This window comes from Acidovorax sp. SRB_14 (genome assembly GCF_012932145.1).
Classification (GTDB): Bacteria; Pseudomonadota; Gammaproteobacteria; order Burkholderiales; family Burkholderiaceae_C; genus Simplicispira.
This window is the reverse complement of sequence record NZ_MWOK01000008.1, coordinates 60624-76217: the sequence shown is the minus strand read 5'-3', so window position 1 is coordinate 76217 and position 15594 is coordinate 60624. Positions and strand designations below refer to the sequence as shown.

Annotated in this window: 14 protein-coding genes and 1 pseudogene; 5 read left to right on the top strand and 10 right to left on the bottom strand. The window is 68.9% G+C overall.

The window, feature by feature from the left end; all coding sequences use genetic code 11:
- Positions 1–160: 160 nt before the first annotated feature.
- From B2J86_RS08320 to B2J86_RS08305, 4 genes are all read right to left on the bottom strand, one after another.
- Positions 161–1075, bottom strand: a complete 915-nt coding sequence (locus B2J86_RS08320) for a dioxygenase (protein ID WP_169635629.1) — start codon at positions 1073–1075, stop codon at positions 161–163.
- 43 nt (positions 1076–1118) lie between these two features.
- Positions 1119–2108 carry a tripartite tricarboxylate transporter substrate-binding protein gene (locus tag B2J86_RS08315; RefSeq protein WP_206042548.1) on the bottom strand — a complete coding sequence of 330 codons (990 nt, stop codon included), beginning with the start codon at positions 2106–2108 and terminating at the stop codon, positions 1119–1121.
- A 41-nt stretch (positions 2109–2149) separates the two neighbouring features.
- Positions 2150–2425 carry a muconolactone Delta-isomerase gene (gene catC / locus B2J86_RS08310; protein ID WP_169168272.1) on the bottom strand — a complete coding sequence of 92 codons (276 nt, stop codon included), beginning with the start codon at positions 2423–2425 and terminating at the stop codon, positions 2150–2152.
- A gap of 115 nt (positions 2426–2540) precedes the next feature.
- Complete coding sequence (locus B2J86_RS08305; protein WP_169635630.1) at positions 2541–3719, bottom strand: muconate cycloisomerase family protein; 1179 nt, start codon at positions 3717–3719, stop codon at positions 2541–2543.
- Between the two features lie 149 nt (positions 3720–3868).
- On the opposite strand from B2J86_RS08305, the gene cynR reads away from it, so the two are divergent.
- A complete protein-coding gene (cynR, locus tag B2J86_RS08300) occupies positions 3869–4780 on the top strand; it encodes a transcriptional regulator CynR (RefSeq protein ID WP_169168274.1) in 912 nt (303 codons plus the stop codon).
- A 75-nt stretch (positions 4781–4855) separates the two neighbouring features.
- On the opposite strand, the gene B2J86_RS08295 is transcribed toward cynR, so the two are convergent.
- The 3 genes from B2J86_RS08295 to B2J86_RS08285 all read right to left on the bottom strand — a co-directional run bounded on the left by B2J86_RS08295 (position 4856) and on the right by B2J86_RS08285 (position 6879).
- Positions 4856–5626, bottom strand: a complete 771-nt coding sequence (locus B2J86_RS08295; RefSeq protein WP_173025207.1) for an alpha/beta fold hydrolase — start codon at positions 5624–5626, stop codon at positions 4856–4858.
- 95 nt (positions 5627–5721) lie between these two features.
- Complete coding sequence (gene nth / locus B2J86_RS08290) at positions 5722–6360, bottom strand: endonuclease III (RefSeq protein ID WP_173025206.1); 639 nt, start codon at positions 6358–6360, stop codon at positions 5722–5724.
- A gap of 90 nt (positions 6361–6450) precedes the next feature.
- Complete coding sequence (locus tag B2J86_RS08285) at positions 6451–6879, bottom strand: hypothetical protein (RefSeq protein ID WP_169635632.1); 429 nt, start codon at positions 6877–6879, stop codon at positions 6451–6453.
- Between the two features lie 147 nt (positions 6880–7026).
- On the opposite strand from B2J86_RS08285, the gene B2J86_RS08280 reads away from it, so the two are divergent.
- Positions 7027–8217: a PLP-dependent aminotransferase family protein gene (locus B2J86_RS08280; protein WP_173025205.1), complete on the top strand. Its 1191-nt coding sequence runs from the start codon at positions 7027–7029 to the stop codon at positions 8215–8217.
- Between the two features lie 114 nt (positions 8218–8331).
- Positions 8332–10415, top strand: a pseudogene (locus B2J86_RS08275) (FAD-dependent oxidoreductase).
- A gap of 77 nt (positions 10416–10492) precedes the next feature.
- Here the strand turns inward: B2J86_RS08275 and efp are convergent.
- The 3 genes from efp to B2J86_RS08260 form a co-directional block, all read right to left on the bottom strand.
- Entirely contained in the window at positions 10493–11047 is a 555-nt protein-coding gene (efp, locus tag B2J86_RS08270; RefSeq protein WP_169168279.1) for an elongation factor P, read from the bottom strand.
- Positions 11048–11187: 140 nt separating this feature from the next.
- Positions 11188–12324: an elongation factor P maturation arginine rhamnosyltransferase EarP gene (gene earP / locus B2J86_RS08265; protein WP_173025204.1), complete on the bottom strand. Its 1137-nt coding sequence runs from the start codon at positions 12322–12324 to the stop codon at positions 11188–11190.
- Complete coding sequence (locus tag B2J86_RS08260; RefSeq protein ID WP_169635635.1) at positions 12321–13220, bottom strand: LysR family transcriptional regulator; 900 nt, start codon at positions 13218–13220, stop codon at positions 12321–12323. Before B2J86_RS08260 ends, earP begins: the two co-directional genes overlap by 4 nt.
- Before the next feature lie 145 nt (positions 13221–13365).
- Here B2J86_RS08260 and B2J86_RS08255 point away from each other — a divergent pair, with 145 nt between their 5' ends.
- Both B2J86_RS08255 and B2J86_RS08250 read left to right on the top strand, forming a co-directional pair.
- The gene (locus B2J86_RS08255; RefSeq protein ID WP_169635636.1) at positions 13366–14592 is read left to right on the top strand and encodes a CaiB/BaiF CoA-transferase family protein; all 1227 of its coding nucleotides are present in this window, start codon (positions 13366–13368) and stop codon (positions 14590–14592) included.
- Positions 14589–15575, top strand: a complete 987-nt coding sequence (locus tag B2J86_RS08250) for a hydroxymethylglutaryl-CoA lyase (RefSeq protein WP_173025203.1) — start codon at positions 14589–14591, stop codon at positions 15573–15575. Before B2J86_RS08255 ends, B2J86_RS08250 begins: the two co-directional genes overlap by 4 nt.
- Positions 15576–15594: the final 19 nt, after the last annotated feature.

Below are 15594 nucleotides of genomic sequence, written 5' to 3'. Positions count from 1 at the left end.
CGGGGTATTGGTTTCAAGTGTTTTATGCCCAAAACGCTTGATGGGTAAGCGCTGCCAGCTATTGAATGAGGAGCATCAACGAAAAAAAGCCACCTTCGGGGGAAGGTGGCTGTTCGGCAGGTAGGCAGGTGCGGTTCCCGCGGCCGTGGTGTGCAGGCGCTCAGCCGGCGACGCGCTCCATGCGGGTCAGCGGCAGGGCTTCGTTCTCATTCACAGCCTTTTGCATCACGAAGTTGAAGCGCGAGCGCGTGAACGGGGCGGTGACGCCCAGCGATTCGTAGCCGACCGGGGCCACGTTCTTCTCGAGTTCGACGATCAGGCCGTCGCGCGTGGCGAAGGCGAAGTCGTCGTCGATGTAGGTGTCGCCCGGAATGTTGACCTGCGTGGTCAGCGTGCGCAGGCCCGGTGCCGCCACCAAAAAGTGGATGTGCGCGGGGCGGTTGCCGTGGCGGCCCAGCGCCGTGAACAGCTCGGCGATGGGGCTGCCCGGCGGAATCGCGTAGCCGGGCGGCAGATAGCTGCGGAAGCGGTAGTGCCCCTGGGCGTCGGCCTGGATGCGGCGGCGCAGTTCATAGGGCTTCATGCCGGGGAAGAAGTGGGAGTAGCCACCTTGCGTGTTGGCATGCCACACGTCGATCAGCGCGCCCGCCACCGGTTGGCCTTCGAGGTCCAGCACCTGGCCCTCCATCACAAACACCTCGCCCTCGGGCTCGCCTTCGTCCAGGCGCACCTCGTGCTGCGACAGCGGCGCGCCAGCGACGAACAGCGGGCCTTCGATGGCGCGCGGCGTGCCGCCGGCGCGGCCGGCTTTCTGATCGGCTTCGTCCTGGCGGATGTCCAGCAGGCGGTCGAACCCCAGGCCCGCCGTGAGCAGGCCGAACTGGCCGGTCTGGCCCATGCGGGTCAACCACGCGATGGACTTCCAGAACTCGTCTGCCGTCACGTCCAGCTCGTCGATGGTGTGGAACAGGTCGGTGACGATGCGCTCGGTGATGGCGCGCACCCGGGCATTGCCCTCGGCACCGTGGTTCGTGTTGACCCGTTCGAGCAGTTGCTCTTTGGTGAATTCGGCCATGGAAAGTCTCCTGGGTGGGTGGAAAAGGGAGCCGGGCGTCCGCTCAGTCGAGCCGGATGCCGCGCTCGGTGATCAGTTTGCTCCAGCGCTCGGATTCGCGCGCCAGGTGCTTCGCCATCTCCTCGGGGGTCGAGCCCACGGGTTCGGCGCCGATGGTTTCAAAGCGCTTGGCGACATCGGGGTCTTTCATCGCGGCGAGCAGCGCGGCATTGAGCTTGTTGACGATCGGCTTGGGCGTGGCCGCCGGCATGAACACGGCAAACCAGGGCGAGACTTCGTAGCCTGGCAGGCCGGCTTCGGCGATGGTGGGCACGTTGGGCAGGGCGCTCGACCGCTTGGCCGTGGTCACGCCGAGGGCGCGCAGCTTGCCCGACTCGATGTGCGGGCGCGCCGAAGTGATGCTGTCGAACATGTAGTTGATCTGGCCGCCCAGCAGGTCGGACACGGCCGGGCCGCTGCCCTTGTAGGGGATGTGCAGCATCTCGACCTTGGCCAGCGAGGTGAAGACCTCGCCCGCGAGGTGGATCGAGGTGCCGTTGCCGGCCGAGGCATAGGTCAGCTTGCCGGGTTCCTTGCGCGCGGCGGCGATCACGTCGGCCACGGTTTTCACCTGGGGCTGCGTGTTGTTGGTGACCAGCACGTTGGGCACGACCGCCAGCAGGCTCACCGGAGCGAAGTCCTTGACGGGGTCGTAGCTGAGCTTGCCGTACAGCGGCTTGTTCGTGGCCATGCCGATCGAGGTGATCATCATCGTGTAGCCGTCGCCGGGCTGCTTGGCCACGTAGTCGGCGCCGATGTTGCCGCCCGCGCCAGGCTTGTTCTCGATGACGAAGGGCTGGCCCAGCGCCTTGCCGGCCTTCTCGCCCAGCGTGCGCGCGATCGCGTCCATGGCGCCGCCCGGCGGGAAGGGCACGACCCAGCGGATCGGCTTGCTGGGCCAGTTGTCTGCGGGGGCCTGGGCATGCGCCGTGGGGAGGGCGGTCAGGGCCAGGCCCGAAGCCAGCAGGGCCAGCGTCTGTCGTTTCGTCATCATGGTTGTGTCTCTTGGTCTAGTAGTAGTGGTTGCAGAAAGGCTCAGATGGCCGAGGGGTGTGTCGCCAGCGGCGTCACGTCGATCTTCATGAACGGGAACAGCGGCAGGCCTTGGAGAAGCTGGTGCAGCTCGTCGTTCGACGAGACATCGAAGATGCTGTAGTTGGCGTATTCGCCGACCACGCGCCAGATGCTCTTCCAGCGGCCGTCGCGCTGCAGGTCTTGCGAATAGGCCTTTTCGCGGGCCTTGATCTCATTGGCTTCTTCCACGGGCAGATCGCGCGGAATGTTCACGTCCATACGAACTAGAAACAGCATCGGTTTTCTCCTTGTTCCATTGCTAAATCAAACGTGCACTTTGTCGGCTTCGCTTGCCGTACGTCTGTACTGTCTGCGCTTCGCCTTCGCGTTCACGCTTGATTTAGAAAAGGAATTAAACGGGGGTGTGTGCGGCCATGTCGACGTGCACGGCGGTGAGGCCCTGGCGGGCGCGGTCGAAGCGTTCAAGCTGGGGCAGCGAGATCTCGACGCCAAAGCCCGGGCCGTCGGGCAGCTGCAGTTCGAAATCGACAATCGGCATCTGCCGCTCGACGATGTCGTCGACCAGCAGCTGCGGCCCGAACAGCTCGCAGCCGTGGTGCGCAGCGCCGAGCGTCGAAAAGACATGCGCCGATGCGGCGCTGCCCAGCGAGGTCTCGAGCATCGTGCCGCCGTACCAGCCGATGTCGGCCGCCTCGGCAATGGCCGCCACCTTGCGCGTGCGCAGCAGGCCGCCGTGCTTGGCCACCTTGAGCGAGAAGACGTGGCTGGCCCGTTCGCGCGCCAGCATCATGGCGTCCTGCGGCGTGCACACGGTCTCGTCGGCCATGATGAAGGCGCCGTGCAGCGTGGCGGTGAGGTTCTTGAGCGCTTCGACATTCCACTGCGCCACGGGCTGCTCGATCAACGTCACGCCGGCCTCGACCAGTTGCGGCAGGTAGCGGCGCGCGGTGTTGCCGTCCCAGGCCTGGTTCACGTCGACCGTGAGCGTGGCTTTGCCCTGCAGGCCGCGCGCGATCTGCGTGACGTGGGCCACGTCGGCCTCGGGGGCGCGTGCGCCGATCTTCATCTTGAAGATGCGGTGGCGTTTCTGCTCCAGGCGCAGTTGCGCTTCCTGCAGGTCGCGTTCGACGTCGCCGCTGGCCAGCGTCCAGGCCAGGGGCAGGCTCTGGTGCACCTTGCCGCCGAGCAGCTGCCAGGCGGGCAGGCCGAGCGTGCGCGAGACGGCATCGATCAGCGCCATCTCGACGGCGCTCTTGGCGAAGGCATTGCCCTTGCAGGCCTGGCCCATGCGTGCCAGCGCCGCTTCGAAGCCGCCGCCGTGCTGGCCAAGGAGGGCGGGGGCCAGGTAGTTGTCGATGGCGTGCAGGATGCTTTCGGGCGATTCCTCGTTCCACGAGGGGCCGCCGATGGTGGCGGCCTCGCCGAAGCCGCAGGCGCCGTCCTTGAGCCACAGCTGCACGATGACCGGACTCTGGCGGCTGATGGAGCCAAACGAGAGCTTGTGTGGCCGGATCGTGGGGATGTCCAGGATCCGTGCCTGCAGGCGCTCTATGGTGAAACGGCTTTGCATCGTGGGGGCCTTCGGTGGGGTGGTGGCAGTGGCCTTCCCTGCACGGGAGGCCGATAAAACACGAGATTAGGGGCAATCCACAGAACGCTCCAATGATTTATTTGCCACTTATCATTCGATACCATCGAACGAAAGAAGGGGCCTTCGCCATGGAAATTCGCCAGTTGCGCTACTTTCTGGACATTGCCGAGACACAGCACCTCACGCTGTCGGCGCAAAACCTGTTTGTCACACAGTCGACCCTGTCGCACGGCCTGCGCCAGCTCGAAGACGAGCTGGGCAGCAAGCTGTTCGACCGGCTCGGGCGCGGCCTCAAGCTGTCGCAGGCCGGGGCGGCGTTCCGCGTCTACGCGGCGCGTGCGCTGCAGGAAATCGAGGCTGGCCGCATGGCGCTGGCCGACATGGCGGGGCTGCAGTCGGGCAGCTTGACGGTGGGCGTCATCCCGACCTTCCTGCACACGCTGGTGCCCGCTGCGGTGGCGGCGTTCAGCAGCGCCTATCCCCGCGTCAACGTGGTGGTGCGCGACCTGCGCGCGGGCCCGATCGAGGAACTGCTGGTCGAGGGGCGGCTGGACGTGGGCATCGCGTTCTACCCGACCGAGCGCGCGGACATCGAGACCGAGCCGCTGTTTGCCGAGCGCATGCAGCTCGTGGTGAACCGCGCCCACCCGCTGGCCGGCCGGCGCACGCTCGCGCTCAAGGCACTCGAGCAGGTGCCGCTGGCCATGCTGCCACGCGCCTTTGCCACACGCCGCCTCATCGACGACAGCCTGCGCCAGGCCGGCGTGGCACCGCAGGTGCGGGTGGAGATGGAGTCGGTCGAAGGCCTGATCGAGGTCTGCCGCTGGGGCGACCTGGCCTGCATCGTGCCCGAGCGCGCCGCGCGCCAGGCGACGGACATGGACGCCGTGCAGCTGCATTCACCGCAGATGCTGCGGCACGCCGGCATCCTGTGGCGGCGCGGAGCCGGGCGCTCGCAGGCCGCGCTGGAGTTTGCGGCGCTGCTGCGGCCGGCCGACCACCTGCCGGCTGACCGCGTGCCGGCCGCAGCGCCGAAATAGCGGCGCCGGAATTTAGGTCAAATCAGGCTCCAGCGCTTATGGCTTAAGCGCTGGCAGCTCTTCTTTCAGGAGTTCTCAGAGGCGTTCAAAAAACCGCGCCACGGTGTCTGCAAAGGCCTGGGGTTGCTCCACCGCGCTCAGGTGGGCGGCGTCGAGCGTGGCCAGCTGGGCGCCCGCAATCGAGCGCGCGATGGCTTCGGACATCGCGGGTGGCGTGGCCTCGTCGCGCGCGCCGGCGATCACCAGCGCAGGGCAGGCGATGAGGCGGTTGCCCGCCTCCAGATCGATACGGGCCACCGCCTCGCAGGCGGCAGCGTAGGGCGCTGGGGCGGTGCCCACCAGCACCGCGCGCAGCGCCGCCACGCGCGCGCTGCCGCCGTGGGCGTCTGCGCGGAATTCGGGCGTGAACCAGCGCTGCAGGGCGCCGTCGGCGATGCTCTCCATGCCCTGCGCCAGCACCGTGTCCACGCGCGCCGCCCAGCCGGTCTTGGCGGCGTCGTCGTAGTGGCTGGCGGAGTTGGCGACGGTGATGCTGCGCACCAGGCCCGGATGGCGCGCGGCCAGCGCCTGCGCCGCCATGCCGCCCATCGACAGGCCGACGAAGTGCACCGGGCCCGCGGCGTGCTGGCGGATCAGCGCGGCAGCGTCATCGGCCAGGTCGTCCATGGTGAAGGTGCCGTCGGTCGCAGGCGAGCGGCCGTGGCCCCGGTGGTCGTAGCGCAGTACGGTGTAGCGGTCTTGCAGCGCCGCGGCCACGCCATCCCACATCTGCAGGTCACAGCCCAGGGCGTGGCTCAGGACGACAACGGGCCCCTGGCCCTGCTGAATGAAATGGAGTTGCGGCATGTCGGGTGCTTTCTTGGCGGGGGTGAAAAAAGGCCGGTATTGTGCCCACGCGCCGCCGCCGCGCGCTGGCCTGGTGTCTTTCCGAAACGCGCAGTTCAGGGCGCGGGGGTCTTGGGCCGGTAGTCGCAGTACGGCGCGACCCGGCATTCCCAGCAGCGCGGCTTGCGCGCCTGGCAGACATAGCGGCCCAGCAGGATCAGCCAGTGGTGCGAGTCGACTGCGTACTGCGCCGGCACGCGCTTGAGCAGCTGCTGCTCCACCGCCAGCGGCGTTTTGCCCGGCGCCAGGCCCGTGCGGTTGCTGACGCGGAAGATGTGCGTGTCCACCGCCATGGTGGGCTGGCCGAACGCCACGTTGAGCACCACGTTGGCCGTCTTGCGGCCCACGCCGGGCAAGGCTTCGAGCTCTTCGCGCGTGTGCGGCACCTGGCCGCCGTGGCGCTCGACGAGGATGCGGCAGGTCTGCATCAGGTGCCGCGCCTTGCTGCGGTACAGGCCGATGGTCTTGATGTAGCCCTCCAGCCCTTCGAGCCCCAGGTCGAGGATGGCCTGCGGCGTGCCCGCCACCCGAAACAGCCTGCGCGTGGCCTTGTTCACGCCCACGTCGGTGGCCTGCGCCGAGAGCAGCACAGCGGCCAGCAACTCGAAGACGGTGGTGTACTCGAGCTCGGTGTTGGGCAGGGGGTTGGCCGCCTTGAGGGTGGCGAGGAAGGGTTCGATCAGCGCAGGTTTCATCGGGCGGGAGGCGTCTGGTAGGTCCCCGATTGTTGCGCAGCTTGACCCGGCCCGCCCATGGTCAACCGAGGCTTGCGCGTCCGCCGGACCTCAAGGCCTGTCGACAGGCTCCTCATAGGTGTATTCGCGCAGCAATCCACCGCCCGATACACTGCCCTGCGCCGGCTGGTGCATGCGCTCCACGCACGCACGCCGGTCGTCTTGCGTTTTGAAGACATCGCAGCGCGCCAGGGCATTGCGTTCGTAGTCCGTCATGCTGCTTCTCTGGCTGCCCGCGAGGCGGTCGGCATTGGCGGGTTCGACGCCATCCCGGTGGTGGTGGCGGCGGTGCATGGGGCGTTCGCCCCGGGGGCGTGGCCCGTGTGCGCGGGGTGCGGCGGGCATGGATCCGGCCGCCGGGGTGGCGGCGGGTGCTGGCTCTGCGGGCGCAGGCGTTTGCGCGCCCGCCGGAAACAGTGCCAACGCGGCCGACGCAATTACGCCGGCGTGCAGCACGCGGTACATCAGGGGGAATTTCATCGTGGCTCCTTCACTGTGCTGCCGCCAGCGTGCGCGCAAGCGCGGCCGGGGTGCGTCGGCGTTGGGCGCGAACGGGTGCAGGAATTGGCTGACAATGTTGGCCATTGGGGCCACGCCCCGCTTTTGTCTTGATAGAAAGCCTCGCACATGCAATTCGCCGATCGCCTGAACAAAGTCGAAACCTCCGCCATCCGCGAACTCTTCAAGCTGCTCGGCAAGCCCGGCATCATCAGCTTTGCCGGGGGATTTCCGGACAGTGCCCTGTTCGATGTGGACGGCATCCGCGCGGCGGTCAATCAGGCGCTCGGCGAAGAGCCCGGCGGGGCACTGCAGTACGGCGCCACCGAGGGCTACCAGCCGCTGCGCGAGCAGTTGGCCGCCTTCATGGCCAGCAAGGGCGCCAAAGACCTCGCGCCCGAGAACCTGATCGTCACCACCGGCAGCCAGCAGGCGCTGGACCTGCTGGGCAAGACGCTGATCAGCCCCGGCGACAAGGTGATCGTCGAAGGTCCGACCTTCCTGGCCACCATCCAGTGCTTTCGCCTGTACGGCGCCGAGCTGATCAGCGCGCCGATCGACGCCGACGGCGTCCAGACCGGCGCGCTGGAACAGCTCATCGCCGAGCACAAGCCCAAGTTCGTCTACCTGATCCCGACCTTCGGCAACCCGAGCGGCGCCACACTGAGCCTCGCGCGCCGCAAGCAGGTGCTGGAGATGGCCGTCAAGCACCAGACGCTGATCGTAGAAGACGACCCCTACGGCGACCTGTACTTCGGCGACGCCCCGCCACCGAGCCTGCTCAACCTCTCGGCCAACGTGCCGGGCAGCCGCGATCTGCTGGTGCACTGCGGGTCCTTGAGCAAGGTGCTCTCGCCCGGCCTGCGCGTGGGCTGGATGGTGGCGCCGGCCGAGCTGCTGGCCAAGGCCACCATGTGCAAGCAGTTCAGCGATGCGCACACCAGCACCTTCGCACAGGCCACGGCCGCGCAATACCTCAAGGCCGGCCGCATGCCCGCCACGCTGGCCAAGGTGCGTGCGGTCTATGCCGAGCGCGCACAGGCCATGGGCGACGCGCTGCGCAAGGAACTCGGCGACGCCATCGAATTCGTGCAGCCCCAGGGCGGGCTGTTCGTGTGGGCGCGCCTCACGGGCGCGGGCGGCAAAGTGGCGGATGGCAATGTGTTCGCCAAGCGCTCCATCGACGAGGGCGTGGCCTTCGTGCCCGGCACACCGTTCTTCTGCGCCCAGCCCGACCACGCCACACTGCGCTTGTCGTTCGCCACGGCCGATGTGGACAAGATCCGCGAGGGCGCGGCGCGGCTGGCGCGGGCCCTGTGACCGCGCATGCACGCGGGCAGCTGGCCGCCCGGCGTGCGCACCGGCCCACCCTGGTCGCGATCACCGTGGGCTGAGCGGCATCGCTTGAGCCTGCCGAAACCTGCGAGTGCCTCCATGCCCTTTGCGTCAACCACGGCCCCCAGCGGCCAGGCCCTGTACCCGCACCTGCTCGCGCCGCTGGACCTGGGCTTCACCCAGCTGAAGAACCGCGTGCTCATGGGCTCCATGCATACGGGGCTGGAGGACGGGCGCGACCTCACGCGCATGGCGGCGTACTTTCGCGAGCGCGCCGAAGGGCAGGTGGGGCTGATCGTCACCGGCGGCTTTGCGCCCAACATCGGGGGCTGGGCCAAGCTGTTTGCCGGCACGCTGGCCACCTCGGGCGGGCGCGGCGCCACCAGGCGGTGACGCGCGCGGTGCACGCGGCCGGCGGCAAGATCGCGCTGCAGATCCTGCACACGGGGCGCTACGCCTACCACCCGCTGGCCGTGGCGCCCTCGCGCCTGCAGTCGCCGATTTCGCCGTTCACGCCGTTCGCGCTCTCCAGCCGTGGCGTGGAGCGGCAGATCCGGGCGTTTGTGAACTGCGCCGCCAAGGCGCGCGAGGCGGGCTACGACGGCGTCGAGATCATGGGCTCCGAGGGCTACCTGATCAACCAGTTCCTGTCGCAGGCCACCAACCTGCGCACGGACGACTGGGGTGGCGACTACAGCCACCGCATGCGTCTGCCCCTCGAAATTCTGGCGCGCACGCGCGAGGCCGTGGGACCGGACTTCATCCTCATCTACCGCCTCTCGATGATCGACCTGGTGCCCGGCGGCAGTGCCTGGGACGAGATCGTCACGCTGGGCAAGGCCGTGGCCCGGGGCGGCGCGAGCATCGTCAACACCGGCATCGGCTGGCACGAGGCGCGCATCCCCACCATCGCCACCAGCGTGCCGCGCGCCGCGTTCGCCTGGGTCACGCAGAAGATGAAGGCCGAGTTTGCGGCGGCCGGCATCGCCACGCCGCTGGTCGCCTCGAACCGCATCAACACGCCCGAAGTGGCCGAGCAGGTGCTCGCCGACGGCTGCGCCGACCTGGTGTCGATGGCGCGGCCGCTGCTGGCCGACCCGGCCTTCGTGAAGAAAGCGATTCAGGGCCGCGCCGACCGCATCAACACCTGCATTGCCTGCAACCAGGCCTGCCTGGACCAGGTGTTCCAGAACCGGGTCAGCAGCTGCCTGGTGAACCCGCGCGCCTGCCACGAGACCGAGCTGGTCTACCGCCCGATCCCAACGGCTGCGGCGCGCAAGCGCATTGCCGTGGTCGGCGCCGGCCCGGCGGGCCTGACCGCGGCCACGGTGGCGGCCGAGCGCGGGCACGAGGTGCACCTGTTCGAAGCAGCACCCGAGATCGGCGGCCAGCTCAACATGGCCAAGGTGGTGCCGGGCAAGGAAGAGTTCCACGAAATGCTGCGCTACTTGGCCATGCGCGTGCAGGACACGGGCGTCGCCCTGCACCTGAACCGGCGCGTGCAGGCGCCCGACCTCGCGGGCTTCGACGAAGTCGTCGTGGCCACCGGCGTGAGCCCGCGCGACCCGCACATCCCCGGCCAGGAGCACCCCAAGGTGCTCAGCTACATCGACGTGCTGCGCCATGGCCAACCCGTGGGCGAGCGCGTGGCCGTCATCGGCGCGGGCGGCATCGGCTTCGACGTCGCCGAATTCCTGGTCGAGGGCGGCCATTCGACCACGCTCGACCTGCCGGCCTGGCAGGCCGAATGGGGCATCACCGACCCGGCGCTGGCACGCGGTGGCCTGGCGCCCGCCGGCCCGCAGGCCACGCCGCCCGCGCGCCAGGTCACGCTGCTGCGGCGCAAGAAAGGCAAGCTCGGCGCGGGCCTGGGCAAGACCACGGGCTGGATCCACCGCACCACGCTGAAGAGGAAGCTGGTGGAGATGGTGGGCGGCGTGAACTACGAGCGCATCGCCGACGAAGGGCTGCTCGTGTCCTACGGCGAAAAACGCGAAGCCTCGGCCTGGATCGCCTGCGACAGCGTGGTGTTGTGTGCCGGCCAGGTGCCGCTGCGCGAATTGGCCGACGCCCTGCAGGCGCAGGGCCGCTGCGTGCATCTGGTCGGCGGCGCGCTCGAAGCCGGCGAGCTCGACGCCAATCGTGCGATCGACCAGGCGGCGCGGCTGGCGGCGCGCCTGTAGGGGCGCAGGCTCGGCTGCGGCCGCGAACGAAAAAGGCTTCCCGAGGGAAGCCTTTTTTGCGGGGCCGTAAAGCGGTGTTAGACGCGCTTGCGGTACTCGCCCGTGCGGGTGTCGATTTCGATCTTGTCGCCTTGCGAAACGAACAGCGGCACCGGCACTTCAAAGCCGGTGGCGATCTTGGCGGGCTTGAGCACCTTGCCGGACGTGTCGCCCTTGACGGCCGGCTCGGTCCAGGTGATTTCGCGCTCGACGCTGGTGGGCAGTTCGACCGAGATGGCCTTGCCGTCGTAGAACACCACTTCGACGGCCATGCCGTCTTCGAGGTAGTTCAGGGCGTCGCCCATGTTTTCGGCTTCGACTTCGTACTGGTTGTACTCGGTGTCCATGCAGACATACATGGGGTCGGCAAAGTAGGAGTAGGTGCACTCTTTCTTGTCGAGCACGATCTGGTCCATCTTGTCGTCGGCCTTGAACACCACTTCGGTGTTGAAGTTGGCGATCAGGCTCTTGAGCTTCATGCGCACGGTGGCGGAGTTGCGGCCGCCGCGCGAGTATTCGGTCTTGAGGACGACCATGGGGTCCTTGCCGTGCATGATGACGTTGCCGGCGCGGATTTCTTGAGCGATTTTCATAGCATGTTGCCTGTGGTGAGGCCGCTCAATGTGCCGGCCAGTGGCCTGGCGGGCCACCCGTGCCGGCGCATGTTCCGCGGCGGTGATGCGCCCAGAGGGGCACGTGCGTGCCGGACCTGTGGGGCGCAAAGCCTTGGATTTTAACGTTTTTTGGCGACAAAGCCCAGCAGCTGGGTCACCAGGTTGTCCTGGGTCAGCAAACGTGCCCGCGCGGCCTGCGTGCAGGCGGCCCACTGCGCCAGCGTGGCGGGGTCGAGCGCCGGCAGCGCACCGCTGTCCAGGCCGTTCCAGACCACATGGAAGCAGCGCAGCGAGGGCGGTGCCTGCAGCCAATCGAGAAAGGCGTGCAGCTTGCCCTGGTGCGCGAGGTCGCTTTGCGGGTAGATCTGCCAGACGAAGGGCCGGCCGGCCCAGAGCGCGCGCACCAGCGAATCCTCGCCGCGCACGAAGTTGAGGTTGCAGCCCCACAGCAGCTGGTCGAACTGCGCCTGCGGCACACTGGGAAGGTATGAAATCGATAGCTTCTCGCGCTTGAAGGTATTGGGCTGGAGGCCGATTCCATGGATATTTTCATCTGCTTCACCGCTGCCCACCAGAGCACGCACCGCGGCCGCCGCGCGCCCCGGCGTGGTCAGCAGATGCACGGGCTGCTCCGTCTCAGCCTCGGTTTGCGCCAGCAGCGCCAGCAAGGCGGGTAGGGCGGCCGGCTCATAGCAGAACAGCGACACCGCCAGCGCCGCGGGGGCCAGGCCGTGCTGCGCGCGCCAGGCGCTGCGGTCAAAGCGGGCCTGGCGCTCGGCCAGGTCGGGCTCGCGCAGCAGGCCGCCCGTGCCGGCCGTGAAGCCGGGGTAGAAAAAATGCTTGACCAGGCCGGCGCCCGGCCCGCTGAGCACCGGCGAGGGCAGCGCGTGGCAGCGCTCGACGTAGCCCTCGGCCGACAGGTATTCGAGGTTGATCCACACCGGTGGCGCGCCGGGAGCTTGCGCCCGCTGCGCGATGGCGGCGACCACCGCGGGCGCGATCTCGCAGCCAAACGCCTCGACCACCACGTCGCCGAGCCCGCCGGCCGGCGCCTGGGTGGGCCAGGGCATGACCTGCACGCCGGGCGCGCCGCCGGGTGCCATCCAGGCCAGGGCGCTGGCGTTGTCGACCCACAGCCGCACGCGCTGCCCGCGGCCGGCCAGGTCGGCGGCCAGGCGCCAGCACACGCCAATGTCGCCATAGTTGTCGATGACCTGGCAGAAGATGTCCCAGCGCAGCGGTGCGGCCGCGTTCATGGCGCGGCTCCGGCCGGTGCGCGCAGGTGTTCGACCAGCAGGCGGGCCACGCTCGAGAGCGACTCGCACGAGCGCACGCACAGCGCCAGCTGGCGGTGCGCCCAGGGCTCGGCCAGCGTCACCGTGCGCACGGCGAGTGCGCCCCGGTACAGCTGCGCGCTGCCGCGCGGCATCACGCCGATGCCCAGGCCGCAGGCCACCATCAGGCACAGCGCGTCGTAGCCCGTGACCTGGATGCGCAGCTTGAGCGGCAGCCCGGCTTCGCCGGCGGCGCGCATGAGCTGGTGGTTGATGGCGCTGCCCGGGTGCATGCCGACAAAGTCGTGGTGCAGCACCTCGGCCAGGCGCACCGCCTTGCGCCGCGCCAGCGCATGCTGCGCCGGCACGACCAGCACCAGCTCATCGCTGCGGTAGGGCAGCAGGGTGACGCGCTCGCCGTAGCTGCCGTCGTTGAGGATGCCGACGTCGGCGGCATTCTCGGCCACCGAGTGGGCAATGGCGCTGCTGATCTGCTCCTGCAGGCGCACGTCCACCTGCGGGTGGCGCGCGAGAAAGCTTTGCAGCTCGCTGGGCAGGAACTGCGTGATGGCCGAGATGTTGGCCACCACGCGCACATGGCCGCGCGTGCCCGAGGCGTAGTCGCGCATCTGGCTGGCGATGCCGTCCATGTCGTTGAGCACGCCGCGCGCGAGGTTCAGCAGTGCGTAGGCGGCGGCCGTCGGCTCCACACCCCGGTTGCTGCGCGTGAACAGCTCCACGCGCAGGGCGCCTTCGAGTTCGGACAGGCGCCGGCTGGCCGCCGAGGCGGCGATGTGCTCGCGCGCGCTGGCGCGAGCGATGGTGTTTTCTTCCATCACCGCGACGAACAGGCGCAGGGAGAGCGGGTCGAGTTTCATGCGCGCATGGTAGCGGCTGGCCATGCCGGTTTGCGATGGCAGCGTCGTGCAACAGCGTTTTGCGTTTGGCGGCGATGCCGGCAACATGCCCCGCCAGACGAACCGGGGCCCGTGCGGCGCCCCAGCATGACAGGAGACACATTCCATGGATTCCCAGCCACAGGCAGGTGCGGGCGCCGTGGCGCCATCGGCGCTGCAGGGCGTGCGCGTGGTCGAGATGGGCCAGCTCATCGCCGGCCCTTTTTGCGGCAAGACGCTGGGCGAGTTCGGCGCCGACGTGGTCAAGATCGAGGCCCCGGGCGGGGGCGACCCGCTGCGCAACTGGCGGCTGATCCAGGACGGCACCTCCGTCTGGTGGCAGGTGCAGTCGCGCAACAAGCGCTCGCTGGCGCTGGACCTGCGCCAGCCCGAGGGCCAGGCCATCGCGCGCCAGCTGATCGCCGAGGCCGATGTGCTGATCGAGAACTTCCGCCCCGGCACGCTCGAAGCCTGGGGCATGTCGCCCGAGGCGCTGCACCAGCTCAACCCGGGCTTGGTGATGCTGCGCATCTCGGGCTACGGCCAGACCGGCCCCTACCGCGACCTGCCAGGCTTTGGTGCCATCGGCGAGGCCATGGGCGGCCTGCGCCACCTCACGGGCGAGCCGGGCCGCGTGCCGGTGCGCGTGGGTGTGTCGATCGGCGACACGCTGGCGGCGCTGCACGGCACCATCGGCGTGCTCACGGCGCTCTACCACCGCAGGGTCAACGGCGGGCAGGGCCAGGTGATCGACGTGGCGCTGCACGAGGCGGTGTTCAACGTGATGGAGAGCCTGATCCCCGAGTACAGCGCCTTTGGCGCGGTGCGCGAGGCCGCGGGCAGCGCGCTGCCGGGCATCGCGCCGTCCAACGCCTACCCGTGCAGTGACGGCTGGGTGCTGATCGCCGGCAACGGCGACAGCATCTTCAAACGCCTGATGGAGGCCATTGGCCGCCCCGACCTGGGCGCTGCCGCCGACCTGGCCGACAACGCTGGCCGCGTGGCCCGCGTGGCAGAGCTCGACGCCGCCATCGGCGCCTGGAGCGCGCCGCGCACGGTGCAGCAGGTGCTGGACGCACTCGGTGCCGCGCGCGTGCCCGCCGGCAAGGTCTACACGGCCAAGGACATTGCCGAGGACCCGCACTACCGCGCCCGCGGCATGCTGCTGCAGCAGACCACGCGCGACGGCCACCGCATCGAGGTGCCGGGTATCGTGCCCAAGCTCTCGGCCACGCCGGGCCGCATCCGCAGCAGCGCGCCGCACCTGGGCGACGACACCGATGCGGTGCTCCAGGAAGCCGGGCTCACGCCCGCACAGATTGCGCTGTTGCGCGAAAAGGGGGTGGTGGCATGACCGCAAGCACGGTGTGGCAGGGGGCGCGGCGGCGCATCCACCTGCAGGAAGTGGGAACGCGCGACGGCCTGCAGATGGAGCAGGCCTTCGTGCCCACGTCCGACAAGATTGCGCTCGTGAACGCGCTGTCGCAGGCCGGCTTGTCGAAGATCGAGGTCACGGCCTTTGTCTCGCCCAGCGCCATCCCCGCGCTGCGCGATGCGGAAATCGTGATGCGCGAGATCGAGCGCCGGCCGGGCACGGTCTACAGCGCGCTGGTGCCCAATGTGCGCGGCGCCGAGCGCGCGATCGAGGCGCGCACCGATGAGCTCAACCTCGTCATGTCGACCAGCGCCACGCACAACCTGGCGAACCTGCGCATGACGCGCGAGCAGTCGTTCGCGGCGCTGGCGCAGGTGGTGGCCGCCGCGCAGGGCGCGCCGGTGGCGCTCAATATTTCGCTGTCGTGCGTGTTCGGCTGCCCGATGGAGGGCGACGTTGCGCAGAGCGAGGTGTTTGCCTGGGTCCAGCGTTTCGTGGACCTGGGCGTGACCGGTGTCACCCTGTGCGACACCACGGGCATGGCCTACCCCGCGCAGGTGGCCGCGCTCACGGCGGCGGCGCGCGCGCGCTGGCCCGAAGTGCGCTTCACCCTGCATTTCCACAACACACGCGGCATGGGCCTGGCCAATGTGCTGGCTGCGATCGATGCCGGCGCGACGCTGTTCGACACCTCGCTGGGCGGCCTCGGCGGCTGCCCCTATGCGCCCGGTGCCACCGGCAACGTGTGCACCGAGGAGGTGGCCCATGCGCTGGCGCTGATGGACTTTGACACCGGGCTGGACGAGGCTCTGGTGATCGCCGCGGCGGCGCGGCTGCCGGCCCTCATCGGCCACGACATTCCGAGCCAGATCGTCAAAGCCGGCCGGCGCCTGGACCTGCACGCCGTGCCCGCGGGCTTTGCCGAGATCCGCGAGCGCGCGCTGGCGCGCAGCGCGACCTGATTTTTTGACCTTAACCAGG